Genomic DNA, 18,379 nt, shown 5'->3' with positions numbered 1-18,379 from the left:
GACGCAAGTATGGCGTATACCTCACACTATCTAGTCAGCGGCCTGCAGACATTTCACCTACTATTGTTTCCCAGATTCACAATTTCTTCATACACCGATTGGTTAACGATCGCGACCTTATGCTATTAGATAATACAATTAGCACGTTAGATTCCAGTTCTAAGGCTCTCATACCGACTCTAGCCAAGGGCTGCTGCGTAGTCACTGGAACCGCTTTTGATCTTCCAATGATATTGAAAATTGAACCGCTGCTGAAACAGCATCGACCCAGCAGCGACGATGTGAACCTTGAAGAACTTTGGGCGCTACCTCCAGCTTAATATTAACTCTAACAGAATGTGCCCTGTGAATGTCTTCAGGGCTTCCTGATATAGAAGGTTACTCTAGATTATCTCGCTGTCCATACAAGACGTAGAGTGAAGCTTTGCTTCTTTCATATATAAAAATTCAAATATATTTTTTGACATTGTGTAAGCGCACCCGTTTTAGTTCCACGCACTTTTCGAGATTTCCAGGGTTTTGACCCTGGCCAAAATGCAGTGCAGTGCTATCTGTTCTTCGGTATAGCTGGTCTTTTTCATGGCGATGTGCCTCTCTGTGAGATGGAAGAAAGACCGGAGACTTCAGTTTAGCCTGGCACTGTTTTCAGGGAGGAGATCAAACAAAACTAAGTTCTAATCATTTTTTTCACATCCGAACGGTGAACCGGCCTAAAACTCGCTTTTAGGTCGGTCAACTGTTGAACAAGCCCCAGAGGGTGAGGTGGAAAATTTTTAAATGTTATTTAAATATCGCAAGTCTAGTTTCTCCAATGCTTATGTTGTGGTGCTAAAAATAAACTTATTAACTTCTCTATAGTTAATTGTTTTAGGTAATTATCTTGGCAAAAACACCCGCCACAACGTCTTTTTGTTAATAGTGTTAAAGGCAATTGAACATTGTTCAATTCTATACTTAACAATGTATGTGCTACATCATAAAGTACGGTTTCGTCATAAATTTGAACGCTGGGATCATCAAGAACTATTTCCTCCAAGTACTTAAATAGTACTGGGTGATATGGTTTTCGTATTGTTATCATTTTGCGTTGGCGTTCAAAATTATTCCAGTTCAGTAAAATGTCAGACATGCCTTGGAAATATCTTTCATTACTTGACATGTTTGGGACCCAAAACATTGGGTTTGTTTTTGTTATCCATATATCTAAATTTTCATGAAGTAGAAAATCCATATTAAACTTGAACAAAACAGGACCATATAGGTTTTGTCTCGGGAAATAACCATGAAGGTCCACTGTGTCCAAAAACACATCTCCCCAGACGTCATATTGCTTATCTTCCGGGTCGGATTCCTGCATCGTTTGAAATGCTCCAAGTCTTTCAATATCACTTCTTGAAACTAGCCCCCCATTCCTAATAAAAGATATTGCAGTTGCTACAGTATTTGCGTGATGAAAATACGTTATATTCTGTGAGCGTAAGAAAGAGTGTAGTTGTATGTTGTCAATCTTCATTCTTTATCCTTGTTGTAATTTTTTATTTTTATCTACAACCTATCAAAAATTGAACCGATATCGGGTGTGAATAATTTGTGGTACAGTTTTGTTGCATAACTGTCAGTCATTCCAGATATATAGTCGCATAAAACTCTGTTTTTATTTTCAGCATTTTTATAAGCACTGAGTGTGTTTTTTGGAAGCAGTCGGTTAGGATTTTCACGTAAGACTTCAAATATCTTCAATATGATTTGTTGACCTTTATATTCTAAAACCTGAACTTCTGGTGTTTTTATTACCCGATTCATGACGAATTTTTTTAACGCTTTCAATATGCTCATACTGTCATTATCTTGGGTAGCTTTTAGCATTAAAAGTGGTGTGTCGAAAACATCATTCCTTTCAACGTATATAGATGAAATAAAATATCCTACTAACTTACTTATTGCGTGTTTTCTTTCTTTATTAGAGCCATCGAAGAGATTTGCATTATAGAAATCAATGTTTTTTGCCAATTGATTATTATTATGAGTTAAAATTATTGGGGTAATATCACTTTCCCACATGCTTTTAGTTATGAGACCTAATGCTATACCGTCTTCTAAATCATGAACTCCATATGAAATATCATCTGCAAGCTCCATAATTGTCGTGTCGAATGATTTGAAAATTGTTTCATGATGATTGCCCTCAACAAATTTAATAGTTGAAAATATCTCAATGTCTTTTTTAGGGATTTCTTTAAAAATCCAATCAAGTAAACTTTTTTCATCATCAAGATAACATTTTGGGGGGTGCCAGTTATCCAAATTTAAGGGAAGAATAGTTTTGGATATTTCCTTTTGATTATAGTTTCTTACTTCGCTATATGGAGCCGGATATTTTACCAGTCCTAAAAGGGTTCTTCGAGTCAAATCCATGCCATGATTTGGTGAGTATTCGGCAAGGCGACTAACAATTCTTAGGGTCTGTCCGTTGCCTTCAAATCCACCTGAATCAATCATGGAATAGTTAAGTGCTACTTCACCACCATGACCGAAAGGAGGGTGACCTATATCATGACTCAAACCAATAGCCTCAATCAGGCTTAAGGATGGAATCCACGCTCTAATGAGTTCATCTGTCGTATACTTTTCATGTAATCTTTCACAAATGGCAGAGCCTATCTGTGCTACCTCTAAAGAATGTGTTAATCGTGTCCGGTAAAAATCATTTTCTCCGAGTCCTAATACTTGCGTCTTAGTTTGTAATCGTCTAAATGCTGCCGAATGAATAACTCTTGCTCTATCTCTTTGGTACTGGCTGTCTTCAGTATTTGAATTGAATTCTTTTACAGGGTAGTTATCATCATCATTCTGTTTTCTTCTACTCCAGTACGCAGCATTCATGCATTAACCCTCTGATTTTTAATGGAATTATTACAATTATTTTTTTACATAGAAAGATTTAAAGCAGATAGTCTATTCTATCTAATAATTTAGATTTGTGGGATATGGTTTGTTATACAGTGTATGGATAGAGTGGTAACAATAACATACAGTTATTATATTAATTTTAACTAATTCAATGGTGACTTAAAGTTCAACCTAAGGTGTGTGTTCATAACTGAAAAATGGTTTTTTAATTTCAGAGATAATATTGGTCACTTTTTTATTATTGCTGATTAACAATTACGTGAAAATAAAAAGGACGATGAAAAATGAAAATAACAAATAAAAAAGGTTTTCCTTATTGGAAATAACATTGGTTTTAGGTGTTGCCACAGCAATGGCTTTCATGAAATTTCAGGACATGAAGAACTGATCTCCTCCCGGAAAACAGTACCACTCTACATCAAGATAAAAGCCTCTCTGGGTTTACACCAGGGTTGCTTTCCCCTTGCGTCGCCCCCTTAAACTCAACGCACTTATCGCTGAGCAAGGACATCAAAACTGCCCCCCTGTTCAATCCGTTAATCCAGTAATTTCATCTCCAGCGCCCGGCTCATCGCTTGAGTGCGGCTATTCACTTTAAGCTTCGCGTAGATGTTTTTGATGTGCCACTTGACCGTCTCGGCAGAAATAGCGAGGGAGCGGGCGATTTCTTTGTTCATCTGACCTTCAGCGATCAGCTGTAATATCTGCAACTCTCGCTCGCTGAGCTCCTCATGAATATCGGGGCTTCCACTATTTAGCGGTGTTCTGTCTGCAGGCGCGCGCTTGTCTGCCCAGGGTTCATGGACTATCCCTTCCTCTGTACAAGCCGAAGAGGTTTCATTCATACCGGCAAGCAAAGGTTGCAAGGTATCGCCAGCGTCAAGAAAGAGGCCCTTGAGATGCTGTTGTTCAGCCAGCTGCAGCACTGGCTGAAATGTCATGCGCGCAGCGGCAGTTTTGCCGCTGTTCCACAAGGCTAATGACCAGAGCGTACGCAGACGCGCTGCGGTTAACCTGTCCCCCCGGCTTTCCTGATCGGAGACCATCTCAGCCAGTAAAATGCAGGCTTGCGGCGCCTGGCCTCTGGCGAGAAGAAGCCGGCTGCGGCTAAGAGATGCAGACATAACGATGGCGCGTTGGCGGGGATGTTCGGCATCCATTCTGAAGCTGGCGGCCATTTGTTCAAGCTGCCGTTGCAGTTGCTCTGCGCCGGTGAAATTGCCGCGCTGCAGGCGCACCCTCACCTGCTCGGCTAACAACATGGCCTGGAGCCGTTGCCAGCCGCGAGACACCGCAAGGCGCTGCGCATGCTCCAGCAATCGCTCGGCCTCATAGGGCATATCGCTATCTAAGGCCTGACGCGCGAGATAGGTATAGCAACGACTCAGCGCGTCGGGTGGACTGAACCGGTCGATGAATTCGAGCCGGTCGGCTAACAGATGCTCGGGCGAGTCACCCCTCTGACATTCATAGGCTATCTCCGCCAGCAGCGGCGCCAGCGTCGCGCCACTGGTCGACTGGGTGCCGGTATAACATTCAGCCTGGCGCAACGTTTTCTCTGCGTACCACCCGGCTTTTCCCAGATCGCCCTGACAAAGATGACACTGGGCAATGATAAAAGCGCGATATACCGAGACAAACAGATTATCTAAAGGGCTTTCCGGAGAGGGCATATGCTGTTGAACCTCCAGCGCGTCGTGATAGCGCTGGTTAACAACATGGCAATAGCTGAGAATATTGCATATCAGACCATCTACCCAGGTGTCGCCGCAGGGCACTTCGGCCAGCAACGGCTGAACAATAGCCAGACTCTCCGGGATGTTTTCAGCAAAGGCTTCGCAAATTGCCCGCACAACGCGCAATTTACACCAGGTGCTGCGGGTTAAATCATCACGGTGATGAAGCACCATCTGATCGAGGTTATCAAGCAGCTGCCTCGACTCATCAAAGTGGAAATAATGCGCCAGTGCCCAGGCCAGGTTAATTTGCAGGTCAATGCGCGCAGGATCGGTGCTGGGCGGTAAATGATGCATCCATGAGATCAGGGTATCGATATCCCCTTCTTCCGCCAGTGACTGAGCGCTTGCGCCGTCCTGCCCGGGGCTATGCACCGGCTTGCCTGCGCTGAGCGCATGGCGTACCGCCTCAGACCACAGCTTCTGTTCGACGAACCAATGACTGGCTAATTCATGTAGCTGTTTGCGATTAATAGCGTTGTTCTGCTGCAGCATGGTCCGAAGATTTTCCTGCAACAGAGGATGGTAGCGGAACCAGTAGCCTTGTTCGTCAAGGGCTGACAAAAAAAGGTTGTGTCGCTCAATCCATGCCAGCATCGCTTGACTGTCATCACGTCCAGTCACTGCATTGCATAGTTCGGCATTTAACCGACTGAGGAAGGACGTTTTCACCAGGAAATCAAGCACCTCTTCCGGCAGCGGGTCCAGGACCACCTCTTTAAGATAGCGGGCAATGGACCGTGTTCCTCCATGCATATTGCGCAACAGATGCTCGGGATCATGCTGTAATTCTGCGGACAATGAAGCGATCTTCATCCCTGCGATCCAGCCCTCAGTCACGGACTGCAGCCGCTGTGCATGGTGGTTGCTGAGGGGTAGCGCAACCGTGCGGCTAAAATAGTGTTTCGTTTCTTCGAGCGTGAATTGCAGGTCTCGATCATAGATCTCCACCAGTTGGTCCTGGGCCTGCAGCTGGCTCAGCGCAAGATTGGGGTGGAAACGGCTGCCAATGATCAGATGCAAGGCGGCAGGCGCATGCTTGAGTAAATACCCCAGCGCTTCATAGACCCCACGATCGTTAATCACGTGAAAGTCGTCGATAATCAGGTATATGTCATGCGGGCAGTAGTGTAGCTGGTTAATGAGCCCGGCCAGCAGCTGCTCGGAGCTGGAGAGCTTCTGTTCTTCCATATCACGCCAGAAATCGGCGTCCCAGTCAGCATAGAGTGGACGCAATGCTTGCAGCAGGTAAGGAATAAACTGCCATACGTCATCATCATCCTCATCGAGGCTCAGCCAGGCGATACGTTCCCCATGGGCGACCATCTGCTGATGCCATTGCGCCAACAGCGTGGTTTTGCCAAATCCAGCGCCGGCGCAAACGACGCCCAGCCGGCACTGCTGAACGGGATTGAGAAGCTGAAGAAGCCGGGGGCGCTCCAGCAATTGTATCGAGGAGCGAGGCGGGACGAATTTGGTCAGGATTAGCGGCAAGCCTCGCGTCAGCCGCAATGGCCCGGAGACCAGTGATGGTGATTGGCGACTTTCTAAATCCGATGGCTTCATCCGTGGTTATCTACTCGCTTTGTTTTTTTTCAATTGTACGCCAGCCCCCGGGATGACATGGGGCCGCCAAACTTTATAGCTACACAAAATTTAGAAAGTTTGACCTCAAGCATGAAAACCCCCACCTACCCCCCCATGAAGGTGGCTTCGCACTCCCTTTAACCGCTCGTAGATTCATTGCATGGGTGTGGCCAGGGTTATCCGCCCTGTCTGTTGGCCCCGCCTGGGTGACCTTTATTGAGGAGAATTAAATCATGCTCAGCAAACAGGCGTTATTGCAGGCTTACCGCAAGATGCGAGAGATCAGGACCTTTGAAGAGCGGTTGCATCAGGAAAATACCAGCGGTGATATTCCCGGCTTCATTCACCTTTACACCGGTGAGGAGGCCATCGCGGTGGGGGTCTGCGAAAATTTAACGAGCGCAGATTTTATTGGTTCAACACACCGTGGCCATGGCCACTGTATTGCTAAAGGGTGCGACATTCACGGCATGATGGCCGAAATATTCGGTAAGGACAGCGGGTTATGTCGCGGTAAGGGTGGGTCGATGCACATTGCCGATCTGTCGAAAGGAATGCTGGGAGCGAACGCTATCGTTGGGGGAGCCCCTCCCCTGGCCATCGGCGCCGCGCTAACGGCAAAGACGCTAAAAACCGGCAACGTCGGTGTCTCTTTTACGGGCGATGGGGGTTCTAATCAGGGCCTGGTCTTTGAAGCCATCAATATGGCCGTCGTGCTCCAGCTTCCGGCCGTCTTTATTTTCGAGAACAACGGTTACGGCGAAGGGACCGGTCATGACTACGCCGTGGGTGGGCGTGATATCGCCCGACGCGCCGCTGGCTTCGGCCTGCCGGCAGTGACCGTTGATGGCACCGATTTCTTTGCCGTTTATGAGGCCACTTCAGAGGCGGTCAAACGTGCGCGAGAAGGCGGTGGCCCAAGCGTCATTGAGGCCAAAGCCTTCCGCTGGCACGGTCATTTTGAGGGGGATCCCGCGCTATACCGCGCGGAAGGTGAAGTGCAACGCCTGCGTGAACAACATGATCCGCTGAAGATTTTCACCGCTAAGGTCAAACAGCATATCACCCAGGAAGAACTGGCGGCGATTGACGAGGAAGTAGAAGCCCTTGTCAACGATGCGGTATTGAAGGCCCGCGCCGCTGCCTATCCGGCTCCGGAAGACCTGCTGACAGACGTTTATGTCTCATACTGAGGGTGATAACTATGGCGATTAAAACCTATCGTGAAGCGGTCAAGGAAGCCCTGGCTCAGGAAATGGAACGCGATGAACGCGTGGTGCTCATCGGTGAAGATTTGCGTGGCGGTCATGGCGGAAATGCGCCCGAAGAGGCGAAGATAGAAGCTTTTGGCGGTGTGCTCGGCGTCACTAAAGGGCTGTGGACGCAGTTCGGCTCCGATCGGGTGATCGACACGCCCATTACCGAGTCGGCCATCATCGGTATGGCGGCCGGCGCCGCAGCGACGGGTCTGCGGCCGGTCGCGGAATTGATGTTCATGGATTTTTTTGGCGTGAGTCACGATGCGCTGTACAACCAGGCGGCTAAGTTCCGCTACATGTTTGGTGGCAAAGCCAGAGCCCCGCTGGTGATGCGAGGTATGATCGGCGCGGGGTTTTCCGCCGCGGCCCAGCATTCACAGTCACCCTATAATATCTTTGCCACCACGCCAGGGCTGAAGGTGGTGGTGCCCTCGACGCCTTATGACGTCAAAGGTCTGTTAATCCAGTCAATTCGCGACGACGACCCGGTGGTTTTCTGCGAGCATAAAATGCTGTACGACCTCAAGGGCGAGGTACCGGACGAGAGCTATACCATCCCGCTAGGTGTAGCCAACTATACCCGCGAAGGAGAAGACGTCACCATCATTGCGTTGTCGGCAATGGTGCATAAAGCCAATCAGGTGGCGGACAAACTGGCCAGAGAGGGGATCTCGGTCGAGGTGGTCGACCCGCGGACCATTTCGCCGCTGGATGAGGAAGGGATTCTGGAATCGGTGTCGTCCACGGGGCGGGTAGTGATTGTCGACGAATCCGCGGCACGCTTCGGTTTTGCGCATGATGTCGCGGCGCTGATCGCGTCCCAGGCATTCCATTTCCTCAAAGCGCCCGTTCTGCTGGTGACGCCGCCACACACGCCTGTCCCGTTCTCCCCTGCTCTCGAAAAACTCTGGATCCCTGGCGTAGAACGTATCGAAGCCGCCGTCCGTCAAGTGCTGGAGGATTAACCTATGAGCGAAATCAAGACGCTTGAAATGCCAAAGTGGGGGCTTTCCATGGAAGAAGGCTTGCTCGCTCGGTGGGCAATCCAGGAGGGTGACAGCTTCACCCCAGGGCAGGAAATCTGTGAGATTGAAACCAGTAAAATCGTCAATGTGCTGGAGGCCCCCTTTGCCGGTACGTTACGTCGGATACTCGCCCGAGAGGGTGAGACGCTTCAGGTAGGCGCCGTGCTGGCCCTGGCGGCTGACCCTTCGGTCAGCGATGCTGACCTGGACGAATTCGCTGCCACTCTGGCTACGGCGAAATCCGCAGCCTCTGGCACGGAGGCTGCCGCACAGGCAGGCGCTAAGCCACCTTCCGTTGTTTCGCCGCCATCCAACAGCCCCGAGCCCCCCGTTGGGCAGACCGACATCCCCGTCAGTCTGCAAGGCGTGACCGATGTGACTCAGGTTAATGCCACGCCCCATGCGTTACGACTCTCTGCCCGCTGGGGTGTCGACCTGAAAAAAGTCCGCGGCAGCGGGCGCGGGGATCGTATCTCTGTTTCTGATCTGGAAAGCGCGATCCTTGCCGCCGGCGGTCGCCTGGCCTCTCCGACGCCCCCTGTTCGTCGCAGCAAAGCGCCCCGCTCGCATGCCGATGACAGCCAGGTATCGGCCACCCCGCTGGCGCGCCGTCTGGCCGGCAAGCTGGGTATCAACTTGCATGACTGCCGAAGCAGCGGTTCACGCGGCCGGGTGAGTCGCGATGATGTGCTGGCCGCGGCGTTGTTACTCGACGAGCACCCGCAGACCAGCCCGGTACAGGAGAGTACCCCGGTACCCTATGAAAGCATCCCCATGTCCGGTATGCGCCGGGCTATCGCCTCTCGCCTGCAAACGTCCAAGCAACAGTCTCCCCATTTCCGTTTGAGCGTCGATCTCGATCTGGAAAGACTGTTAGCGCTACGTCAGGAAATTAACCGCGAAGTACCCGGCGTCAAGATTTCGGTTAATGACCTGCTGGTGAAGGCCTGCGCTCTGGCGCTGGTGGCCGTGCCTGACGTCAACATCCAGTTTGATGAAGCGACACAAAGTATCCGCCGCTTTGCGGATGCCGACATTTCGGTGGCCGTTGCGCTGCCTGCCGGGCTAATTACCCCTATTGTCCGCTCGGCGAACCGGAAATCGATTAGCGACATATCGAACGAAATTCACTCGCTGGTGACCAGGGCCAAAGCGGGCACGCTGAAGCCGGAAGAGTTCCAGGGGGGGACCTTTAGCGTGTCAAATCTGGGGATGCTTGGCGTCCGGCAGTTTGACGCCATCATCAATCCACCGCAAAGCGCAATCCTCGCCATTGGCGCCGGCGAAATGCGGGCGGTAGTACGCGACGGGCAAATCGTCGCGCGCCAGCAAATGACGGTATCGCTATCCTGCGATCACCGGGTTATCGATGGCGCGGCAGGTGCGGCTTTTCTCCGGGAACTCAGGCGACTGGCTGAAACCCCAACCTTGATGTTTATCCAGGAGACGAGCTATGCACGATAAATACGATGTGCTGATCATCGGCGGTGGTCCTGGGGGATACGTGGCCGCCATCCGTGCCGGCCAGCTAGGGCTTCGTACCGCATTAGTGGAGAAACAACATCTGGGCGGCATCTGCCTGAACTGGGGATGCATTCCAACCAAGGCACTGTTGCATGGCGCTGAGGTCGCGCACAGTATCACCCATGCCAGTCAGCTGGGCATCAGCGTGGGTGAGGTGAACATCGATCTGCAGAAACTGGTGCAGTTTAGCCGTACCGTATCGCAACAGCTCACCGGCGGGGTGGCGTACCTGTTGAAGAAAAATGGCGTGCAGGTCATTGATGGCACCGCGCGGCTGCGCGGCAAGGGGCAAATAACGGTCGAGGATGCCCGGGGGGAGACGCGCGATTACCGGGCCGATCACGTGATCCTGGCCACGGGCGCCCGACCACGCGCATTACCAGGCATCGCGCCAGATGGCGAATATATCTGGACCTATTTCGAGGCGCTGCGGCCGAAGCTATTGCCCAGGTCGCTATTAATCATCGGTTCAGGGGCAATTGGCGTCGAGTTCGCCAGCCTTTATAACGATCTGGGCTGTAAAGTGACGCTGGTCGAGCTGGCGTCGCAGATTTTGCCAGTGGAAGATGCCGAGGTGTCTGCAGCAGTGCGTAAGTCATTCGAAAAACGCGGTATTCAGATCCATACCCAGACCCTGGTGACGCAAGTACAGCTCACCGGGACCGGGGTGCGCTGCACCATGAAAAACACCGGCGCCGAATATTCTCAGGACGTCGAACGCGTGCTGCTGGCGGTTGGCGTACAGCCGAATATTGAAGATCTGGGGCTGGAAACGCTGGGCGTCGAGTTAGACCGCGGTTTTATCAAGACGGACACCGCTTGTCGCACTAACGTATTCGGGCTTTATGCCATCGGCGATGTAGCCGGCCCGCCGTGCCTGGCGCACAAGGCCAGCCACGAAGGCGTGATCTGCGTTGAGACACTGGCTGGTGTCGAAGGCGCCCACCCGCTTGATCGCGACTATGTGCCCGGTTGCACGTATGCCCGGCCCCAGGTTGCCAGTCTGGGCTTGACGGAATCGACGGCCCTGGCCAGGGGACGGCCCGTCAGAATCGGTAAGTTCTCCTGGCAGAATAATGGTAAGGCGCTGGCCAGCGGCGAGACAGAGGGTTTTGTGAAGACGATTTTCGATGCTGAAACCGGCGAGTTGCTGGGCGCGCATATGGTTGGCGCACAGGTCACGGAACTGATCCAGGGGTTTGGCATCGCCCGTCACCTGGAGGCCACAGATGAAAGTCTCCTGTCGATGATCTTCGCGCATCCAACACTTTCCGAAGCGATGCATGAATCCATCCTCGCGGCCTGCGATCAACCATTGCACCAATAAGAAATAAGGGAGGCGATAGCTGCGCGATACGGAGTAAGTTGCCCGTTATCCCTCCCGCACGTCCCGGCAGAAGATCCACCAGAACGGTTACGGCAGGATCTATTGATCTGAAACGCTAAACGCCAGGCGTAAATTCTGTATGTTTAGTAGACAACTCAACGACAGGAGGAGCGCTCTATGACACAGCACGAACGGTTTTGCCAGGCCTGCGGAATGCCGATGTCCGCACCCGATGCGCAAGGGGCCAGCGATAAATATTGCGCGTATTGCAGCGACAGCGACGGTAATCTGAAATCCTGGGAAGAGGCCGTATCCGGTCTGGCGGCTTTTCTCGACTCCTGGCAAAAGGTGGGCGTAGCGGAATCACGGAAACGGGCAAAACGTTACCTGACGGCGATGCCTGCCTGGGCGCACAAAGCGGACGAGTAATTTGCCCGGGCGGCGGGAAAAAATCATTCCGGGGGACAGACCGCCATGCCGACAACGATGCTATAACGTTTTTGTACGCCATCCGGACGGGAATAAATGCGCGTTTGTGGATGACGACCTGCAGGCAGGAGCATGCATGGATGGGTTCTTCATGCGGATGAAATAAACGCCTGGCGTTCTCCCCCTTGTCAGGATGCGTTATTGCCTGGTTTTTTAAGGGTTCGGTTTCTGTATTTAACCCGGCACTTTTCACAGAATACAACATATTGATGTGATGAATCTCTCATTTCAACGATACCAACTGGACAGTAAGTTATCGCGTGTGTTAGTTATTTAATCACGCAAGAGAACAGATTTAATTTAAACAAAAGTTAAACCTTTCTCACTTTGCTAAAAAATTGCATTGATAATGCTTTGGATTCCCGAACCATTATCAAAAGGGTATGTGAACAGAAAGCCCTCAGAGACGCGAGTCTCTGAGGGCTTTTTTTTTGTTTTTTATCTCAGGAGTAAATAAATGTCTAAAGAACGTCGTCTCTCAAGAATATTCGCAAAAGATGGTAAATCCGTGACCTTAGCGCTGGATGGCTACTATTTTTCCACGAAAACAAATGGTATTGATAATACGATAAATCAGCTCCCTGCTCTGGTGGAACACGGCCTGGATTGCGCGCTCGTCACGTACGGCATGTTGAAGAATTATCGTGAAGCGCTGAACAGCGTTCCCGTTGTGTTACGCGTCGACAGCACGGTCAGTATCTTTGACAATACCGTTCCCGATACTACCCCCGTTTTTTCCGTCGAAGATGCGCTTAAAGTCGCTGCCGAGGGAGTGGTCTGCATGACCTTCCCCGGCGCCTTCAATGAAGAAAAAACCCACATTATGGCGATGCAACTCGCGCAGGCAGCGGATCGCTGGAACGTACCGCTGATTGTCGAATCGCTCCCGTATGGTTATCCCGTCACCAGCGATGACTCTAACAATCCGGCCATCATCGCTGCATCGGCCCGCGCAGCGGTGGAGCTGGGCGCGGACGTCATCAAAACGCGTTTTACCGGTTCACCAGAGGACCGACTGATCGTTGAAGCTGCTGGCGTGCCGGTGCTTGCCTTAGGGGGGCCAAAAACCGGCATCGATGGTTACTTCAAATTTGTTCAGCACTGTATGCAGATGGGTGCGAAAGGCGTGGCTGTGGGACGAAACATTACCCAGGATCCGCAGCCGGCGAAAGTGGTAGCAGGTCTGAATGCCATCATCCATGAAAACGCAACAGCGGAAGATGCATACAGCCTCTACATGGCTAAATAACATCGGAAATTAATATGATTTCAAATAACACCATCATCCCTTCCATCAGGAAGTATAAATACTTTGAGAAAGCATTAACCTGCCAGTCAGAATATGTGCTGCTATCCGAAGCGAATATCGGCAATCTGCAGTCGCTAATTGGCAAATGCCATCAAAGCGGTAAGAAAGTCCTCGTTCACCTTGAATTACTGGGTGGTTTCAAACCGGATCAGGCGGGGATCAATCTACTGAAAAATTATTACAAGGTTGATGGTGTTATTTCTTCCAATCTCTCTGCGCTACGCTACGCCAAAAAAGAGGGATTGCTGACCGTATATCGGGTTTTACTTATCGATTCGCGATCGCTTGATCAGTCGCTCGATATTGTTAAACACAGTCCACCGGACGCAATTGAAATCTTACCTGCTGAATATGCCTGCCAGTGTCTGGAGTTGATTAGCCGAAATTTGAAAGGCTTTGATGTGGTATTCATCGCCGGAGGCTTTGTTAAGCGCAAATACCTTGTAGATAAAATATTCCATGCCGGATTTAAAGGGATAACCACCAGCGAGCCCGGCTTATGGTAACCAATAAGGAGTCCACGCGAATGAAAGATGAATACGTCATGGGCATCGACAATGGTGGAACCGTCACCAAGGCAGCCATCTATGACCGTAAAGGACAGGTTCTCGCGATCGCCTCAAAATCCACGCAGATGCTGACACCCCGGGAATTCCACACAGAGCGCAGTATCGATGAGCTGTGGGCCGCGAATGTCGAAGTGATTAAAAAAGCGATTGAGCAATCAGGTATTGATGCCAGCCAGATAAAAGGAGTGGCCGTCACCGGTCATGGTAACGGTCTGTATCTGGTTGACGAAGAAGGTCACCCGGTGCGTAACGGCATTATATCCACCGACAGCCGGGCAAAAGAGTACGTTGAGAGATGGCAACGCTCGCCAGAATTCCTTACCGACATTTTGCCAAAAACAATGCAGTCCATCTGGGCCGGACAACCTGTCGCCTTGCTGTCATGGCTGAAGGACTTCGAGCCCGAGACGCTGCAAAAAGCGCGTTATATTTTTATGGTCAAGGACCTGATCCGTTTTTACCTGACCGGAGAGGCTTTTCTTGAGCTGACCGATATCTCAGGCACCAACCTGATCAACGTACGTGACTGCAAGTATGACGATGAACTGCTGGCATGGTGGGGACTTGATGAACTGCGGGACAAATTGCCCCCCATCAAACGCTCAACGGAATGCTGCGGAAAAATCACTGACGACGTGGCCCGTCTGACCGGTTTATGCGCAGGTACGCCGGTTTCTGGCGGGGTGTTTGATATCTCGGCCTCTTCCATTGCCTCGGGGATCAACAGTCTCGATAAGATGGCGATCGTCACCGGCACCTGGAGCATAAACGAATACGTTACCGACCACCCGGTTATTGATAAAGATCTGTTTATGACCTCCATTTATCCCATTGAGGGTAAATGGCTCATCACCGAGGCCAGCCCCACCTCCGCGAGCAACCTGGAGTGGTTTATTAACAACTTTATGGAGAGCGATCGGAAAACCTCCGCCGAGCAAGGATCGTCGGTCTATGACCTGTGCAATAAGCTGGTTTCGTCAACGACGCCGGATGAAAGCCACCTGCTGTTCTTTCCGTTCGTGTTTGGCTCTAACACCATTCCCGACGCCTCGGCCGGCTTTATCGGTGTAAACAGCTTTCATAAAAAAGCCCATTTTCTGCGGGCGATTTATGAGGGCGTGGCCTTTAGCCATCTCTACCACACCGAGCGCTTGCGCAATATTAACCCGAAGTTAAGCCGCACAATTCGTATTGCCGGCGGTGTCACGAACTCCCCGGTCTGGCTACAGATATTCGCCGATATCTTCCAGGCCACGCTGGAAATCGTTGACGTCAAAGAGCACGGGACCCTGGGTACCGCGATGACCGCAGCCGTCATGGTGGGCTGGTTTGCAGAGGTATTTGCTGCCTCAAACGAAATGGTCCATGTCTCACGCACCGTCTCCCCTAATCCGGAAAATCACCGGGTCTACCAGACCAAATACCAGCTTTATAAAAACCTGTTATCAGAAATGCAGTCGCCGTGGAAAAGCTGCAGCAACTACATCGCGCACTAAGTGAGGAAAAAATGGATCTGAATTTAACGAATCGTACGGCCATCGTGACAGGCGGCGCAACCGGCCTGGGGAAAGAGTTTGTTCTTTCTCTCGCCAAAGAAGGCGTCAATATCTGCTTTACCTATATGCGGGAAGAAGAGCATCCCGAACGGCTGATCGAAACGGTGAAGGCCAGCGCGAACGTAGAGATCATCGCGGTTAAAACCGATCTCTCTGACGAACAGAGCCGGGAAAATCTGTTTGCCACCTGTATCGACAGACTGGGCAAAGCCGACATTCTTGTGAATAACGCCGGGATCTGGCTGAGCGGCTACGTCACCGAGATCAGCCCGCAGGACTGGGATCTGGTGATGAATGTCAATCTGAAAGCCATCTTCCATCTCAGCCAGCTATTTGTAAATCACTGCCTGCAGCATGACCGGATGGGCAGCATTCTGAATATTACCTCGCAGGCCGCGTTCCACGGCTCCACGACGGGACATGCGCACTACGCGGCAAGTAAGGCCGGTCTGGTCGCCTTTGCTATTTCTCTGGCGCGGGAAGTCGCCAAACAAAAAATCAATGTGAACAATATCGCCGTCGGGATCATGGATACTGCGATGATCCGTAAGAACATTGAGCAAAACCCTGACTATTACGTCAGTCGTATTCCGGTGGGCCGCGTGGCTCAGCCTCAGGAAATTGCCGACATCGGTGTCTTCATGGTTTCTCCTAAAACCAGCTATATGACGGGAGCAACTCTGGACGTTACCGGCGGTATGTTGATGCGTTAATCGAGGGAGAATCATTATGAAATGTCTGGCAATTGCCGATCTGTTTATCAATGCAGCAATGATGGAATCAGGACTGAAAGCGCTCAGGGATAACGGGATTGAAGTCGAAGTACGCGAGTGGTCACATGGCTCCATTGAGAAACTTCAGGAAGATAATCTGCGGGTTGAACAGGAAGGCGCGGAAGCCGTGGCCTTACCGGAAGATCTGCTTCAGGGAGCGGGTGATATTGACATCCTGATCACTCAGTTTGCCCCCGTCAATACTGCGGTGTTCGATAAACTACCCACACTGAAATATGTAGGCGTACTCCGCGGTGGCGTGGAAAACGTGAATCTTGAGGTGGCGAACGCCCGGGGCGTTGAGGTGATGAACACCCCGGGGCGTAACGCTCGCAGCGTCGCTGAATTCACGGTCGGCATGATCCTGGCGGAAATGCGCAATATCGCCCGGTCACACGATGCCCTGCGTGACAAATACTGGCGTAAAGACAGCCCGAACCATCAGGCGATCCCGGAGCTTGGCGGAAAAGTCGTGGGGCTGGTTGGCCTCGGCCATATTGCCCAACTGGTCGCGGGATTTCTCAGCGGCTTTGGCACGGAGATTATCTTTTACGATAAGTACGTTGCAGGCCATGAACGTTATGAGAAAGTCGATTCACTGGACGAACTGGTACAACGCGCCGACGTTATCTCGTTACATGCTCGCCTGACGCCGGAAACCGAAAATCTGATTAACGCACACCATTTCGCGCTGATGAAGCGCAGTGCCATCATTGTTAACACGGCACGCTCCGGGTTAATCAATGAAAAAGAGATGATTGATGCGCTCAGATCCGGGCAAATTATGGGCGCCGCGCTTGATACCTTTGATGACGAACCGCTTCCTGACGACAGTGCATTCTATACCCTGAATAACGTGACCATTACGCCGCATATTGCCGGGAGTACCATTGACGCATTCAGTAATTCGCCCAAACGCTTCGCTGAGATCCTTTTAAAGAAACTCAGTTAAATACTAAAAGAACCATTAAAGGTATTAACAGGGCCCAATGGGCACGGGTTAACTCGTGCCCAATTCGCCCGCCTTTTAAGGAATCATTATGGATATTATCAACAGCATTATTAGTCTGGGGGCATCAGTAATGATGCCAGTAATATTCTTTATTATCGCGCTTTGCTTTGGCGTTAAAATCGGTACGGCATTTAAAGCAGGGATGCTGGTCGGCATTGGTTTTGAAGGGGTGGGGCTGGTGATTGGCCTGCTGCTGACAAACCTGGGCCCGGCATCGCAGGCGATGGTTGAGCGTATCGGCCTGCAGTTAACGGTCGTTGATACCGGTTGGCCTACCGCATCGACTATTGGCTGGGGTTCGCCGCTGATGCTGCCCGTCGTGGTGGGCTTTATCGTCATCAACCTGGCCATGCTTCTGTTGAAATTAACCAAAACGGTGAATATCGATATTTTTAATTACTGGATTTTCCTGATCATGGGGTCTGTGGTCTATGCCGGAACGGGAAATTACTGGCTTTCTGTCGGTATTACTTTCGCTATTTTTGTGTTGACGCTATTGGCCGCAGATTTAACGGCGCCGTATTTACAAAAAAACTATAATCTTAAAGGGATATCATTCCCACATCTTACCTGTATAGCTTACGTGCCGTTTGGCATTGCCTGTAATTACATCATTGATAAGATCCCGCTCATCAATAAAATCAATTTCGATCCGGAAAGTATTAATAAAAAATTCGGCGTTTTTGGCGAGCCTCTTACCCTGGGGTTTGTGCTGGGACTGCTGTTGGCTTTCCTGGCTGGATATGACATTTCCGCTGCCGTTTCACTGGCCATTAAGGTTTCAGCCGCCATGCTGCTGCTGCCGAAAATGATTGAAATTCTGGTGCAGGGATTGTTGATTGTTCGTGATGCCGCTGAAGCAAAACTGAAGGCTAAATTTCCGGGGCGCGATTTTTACATCGGGATGGATACGGCGTTATTGATCGGTGAACCTTCGGTACTGGCGACCGGTCTGCTGTTAATCCCTATGGCTGTGGTGCTGTCTATCATTCTGCCCGGCAACCGCGTACTGCCCTTTGTCGATCTGGCTTCGTTAATGTTCCTGCTGGCAATGGTCACGCCGTTCTGTAAACGAAATATGTTCCGCATGTTCATAACCGGAACCCTGATTGTGACCTGCATCCTGTATGTCGGGACGGACATTTCGCAAGAATATACTCAGGCGGCGGTGAACTCACATATTCCGGTACCGGAAGGGATGGCCGAGATCACCAATATCGTCGGCGGCGCCACGACGCCTGTCGGCTGGCTGGCCGTCAAATTTGGCGAGTTTTTTAGCGCCACACCTTAGTACAAGACCACT

Annotated in this window: 14 protein-coding genes; 11 read left to right on the top strand and 3 right to left on the bottom strand. The window is 50.8% G+C overall.

The window, feature by feature from the left end:
- Window positions 1-799: 799 nt before the first annotated feature.
- The 3 genes from ACLH1U_RS24390 to ACLH1U_RS24380 all read right to left on the bottom strand — a co-directional run bounded on the left by ACLH1U_RS24390 (window position 800) and on the right by ACLH1U_RS24380 (window position 6,212).
- Entirely contained in the window at window positions 800-1,513 is a 714-nt protein-coding gene (locus ACLH1U_RS24390) for a hypothetical protein (protein WP_142991176.1), read from the bottom strand.
- A gap of 32 nt (window positions 1,514-1,545) precedes the next feature.
- On the bottom strand, window positions 1,546-2,883 hold the full coding sequence (locus ACLH1U_RS24385; protein ID WP_104466347.1) for an anti-phage deoxyguanosine triphosphatase: 1,338 nt from the start codon (window positions 2,881-2,883) through the stop codon (window positions 1,546-1,548).
- A gap of 563 nt (window positions 2,884-3,446) precedes the next feature.
- On the bottom strand, window positions 3,447-6,212 hold the full coding sequence (locus tag ACLH1U_RS24380; protein ID WP_411299491.1) for a LuxR C-terminal-related transcriptional regulator: 2,766 nt from the start codon (window positions 6,210-6,212) through the stop codon (window positions 3,447-3,449).
- A gap of 254 nt (window positions 6,213-6,466) precedes the next feature.
- Between ACLH1U_RS24380 and ACLH1U_RS24375 the strand changes: the two genes are divergently transcribed.
- The 11 genes from ACLH1U_RS24375 to ACLH1U_RS24325 all read left to right on the top strand — a co-directional run bounded on the left by ACLH1U_RS24375 (window position 6,467) and on the right by ACLH1U_RS24325 (window position 18,367).
- Window positions 6,467-7,426: a thiamine pyrophosphate-dependent dehydrogenase E1 component subunit alpha gene (locus tag ACLH1U_RS24375; protein ID WP_002889884.1), complete on the top strand. Its 960-nt coding sequence runs from the start codon at window positions 6,467-6,469 to the stop codon at window positions 7,424-7,426.
- A gap of 11 nt (window positions 7,427-7,437) precedes the next feature.
- Window positions 7,438-8,457, top strand: a complete 1,020-nt coding sequence (locus ACLH1U_RS24370; RefSeq protein WP_411299490.1) for an alpha-ketoacid dehydrogenase subunit beta — start codon at window positions 7,438-7,440, stop codon at window positions 8,455-8,457.
- A gap of 3 nt (window positions 8,458-8,460) precedes the next feature.
- Complete coding sequence (locus ACLH1U_RS24365; RefSeq protein ID WP_368764321.1) at window positions 8,461-9,981, top strand: 2-oxo acid dehydrogenase subunit E2; 1,521 nt, start codon at window positions 8,461-8,463, stop codon at window positions 9,979-9,981.
- Window positions 9,971-11,368, top strand: a complete 1,398-nt coding sequence (lpdA, locus tag ACLH1U_RS24360) for a dihydrolipoyl dehydrogenase (RefSeq protein ID WP_060591692.1) — start codon at window positions 9,971-9,973, stop codon at window positions 11,366-11,368. The genes ACLH1U_RS24365 and lpdA overlap by 11 nt, the downstream gene beginning before the upstream one ends.
- Window positions 11,369-11,545: 177 nt before the next feature.
- Window positions 11,546-11,797: a zinc ribbon domain-containing protein gene (locus ACLH1U_RS24355; protein ID WP_023288528.1), complete on the top strand. Its 252-nt coding sequence runs from the start codon at window positions 11,546-11,548 to the stop codon at window positions 11,795-11,797.
- A gap of 517 nt (window positions 11,798-12,314) precedes the next feature.
- Entirely contained in the window at window positions 12,315-13,106 is a 792-nt protein-coding gene (locus ACLH1U_RS24350) for a class I fructose-bisphosphate aldolase (protein WP_002889868.1), read from the top strand.
- Between the two features lie 14 nt (window positions 13,107-13,120).
- Window positions 13,121-13,672 (top strand): glycerol-3-phosphate responsive antiterminator, encoded by a 552-nt coding sequence (locus ACLH1U_RS24345; RefSeq protein WP_048334113.1) that lies wholly within the window; start codon window positions 13,121-13,123, stop codon window positions 13,670-13,672.
- A 20-nt stretch (window positions 13,673-13,692) separates the two neighbouring features.
- Window positions 13,693-15,231, top strand: coding sequence for an FGGY-family carbohydrate kinase (locus ACLH1U_RS24340; RefSeq protein ID WP_110211671.1), 1,539 nt, complete (start codon window positions 13,693-13,695; stop codon window positions 15,229-15,231).
- Between the two features lie 11 nt (window positions 15,232-15,242).
- Window positions 15,243-16,004 (top strand): SDR family NAD(P)-dependent oxidoreductase, encoded by a 762-nt coding sequence (locus ACLH1U_RS24335; protein ID WP_023288524.1) that lies wholly within the window; start codon window positions 15,243-15,245, stop codon window positions 16,002-16,004.
- Between the two features lie 16 nt (window positions 16,005-16,020).
- On the top strand, window positions 16,021-17,016 hold the full coding sequence (locus tag ACLH1U_RS24330) for a 2-hydroxyacid dehydrogenase (RefSeq protein WP_102003128.1): 996 nt from the start codon (window positions 16,021-16,023) through the stop codon (window positions 17,014-17,016).
- An 88-nt stretch (window positions 17,017-17,104) separates the two neighbouring features.
- Window positions 17,105-18,367: a PTS galactitol transporter subunit IIC gene (locus ACLH1U_RS24325; RefSeq protein WP_023288522.1), complete on the top strand. Its 1,263-nt coding sequence runs from the start codon at window positions 17,105-17,107 to the stop codon at window positions 18,365-18,367.
- Window positions 18,368-18,379 lie beyond the last annotated feature (12 nt).

Source organism: Klebsiella sp. 1SOBk5mer, assembly GCF_046603115.1.
Taxonomy (GTDB): Bacteria; Pseudomonadota; Gammaproteobacteria; order Enterobacterales; family Enterobacteriaceae; genus Klebsiella; species Klebsiella quasipneumoniae.
This window is presented reverse-complemented; position numbering and strand designations above follow the sequence as displayed.

Excerpts from the sequence above, each read along its gene's own strand:
- lpdA (WP_060591692.1), top strand. The coding sequence starts at position 9,971 with ATGCACGATAAATACGATGTGCTGATCATCGGCGGTGGTCCTGGGGGA.
- ACLH1U_RS24330 (WP_102003128.1), top strand. The coding sequence starts at position 16,021 with ATGAAATGTCTGGCAATTGCCGATCTGTTTATCAATGCAGCAATGATG.
- ACLH1U_RS24365 (WP_368764321.1), top strand. The coding sequence starts at position 8,461 with ATGAGCGAAATCAAGACGCTTGAAATGCCAAAGTGGGGGCTTTCCATG.
- ACLH1U_RS24355 (WP_023288528.1), top strand. The coding sequence starts at position 11,546 with ATGACACAGCACGAACGGTTTTGCCAGGCCTGCGGAATGCCGATGTCC.
- ACLH1U_RS24340 (WP_110211671.1), top strand. The coding sequence starts at position 13,693 with ATGAAAGATGAATACGTCATGGGCATCGACAATGGTGGAACCGTCACC.
- ACLH1U_RS24325 (WP_023288522.1), top strand. The coding sequence starts at position 17,105 with ATGGATATTATCAACAGCATTATTAGTCTGGGGGCATCAGTAATGATG.
- ACLH1U_RS24370 (WP_411299490.1), top strand. The coding sequence starts at position 7,438 with ATGGCGATTAAAACCTATCGTGAAGCGGTCAAGGAAGCCCTGGCTCAG.
- ACLH1U_RS24380 (WP_411299491.1), bottom strand. The coding sequence starts at position 6,212 with ATGAAGCCATCGGATTTAGAAAGTCGCCAATCACCATCACTGGTCTCC.
- ACLH1U_RS24385 (WP_104466347.1), bottom strand. The coding sequence starts at position 2,883 with ATGAATGCTGCGTACTGGAGTAGAAGAAAACAGAATGATGATGATAAC.
- ACLH1U_RS24390 (WP_142991176.1), bottom strand. The coding sequence starts at position 1,513 with ATGAAGATTGACAACATACAACTACACTCTTTCTTACGCTCACAGAAT.
- ACLH1U_RS24350 (WP_002889868.1), top strand. The coding sequence starts at position 12,315 with ATGTCTAAAGAACGTCGTCTCTCAAGAATATTCGCAAAAGATGGTAAA.
- ACLH1U_RS24335 (WP_023288524.1), top strand. The coding sequence starts at position 15,243 with ATGGATCTGAATTTAACGAATCGTACGGCCATCGTGACAGGCGGCGCA.
- ACLH1U_RS24345 (WP_048334113.1), top strand. The coding sequence starts at position 13,121 with ATGATTTCAAATAACACCATCATCCCTTCCATCAGGAAGTATAAATAC.
- ACLH1U_RS24375 (WP_002889884.1), top strand. The coding sequence starts at position 6,467 with ATGCTCAGCAAACAGGCGTTATTGCAGGCTTACCGCAAGATGCGAGAG.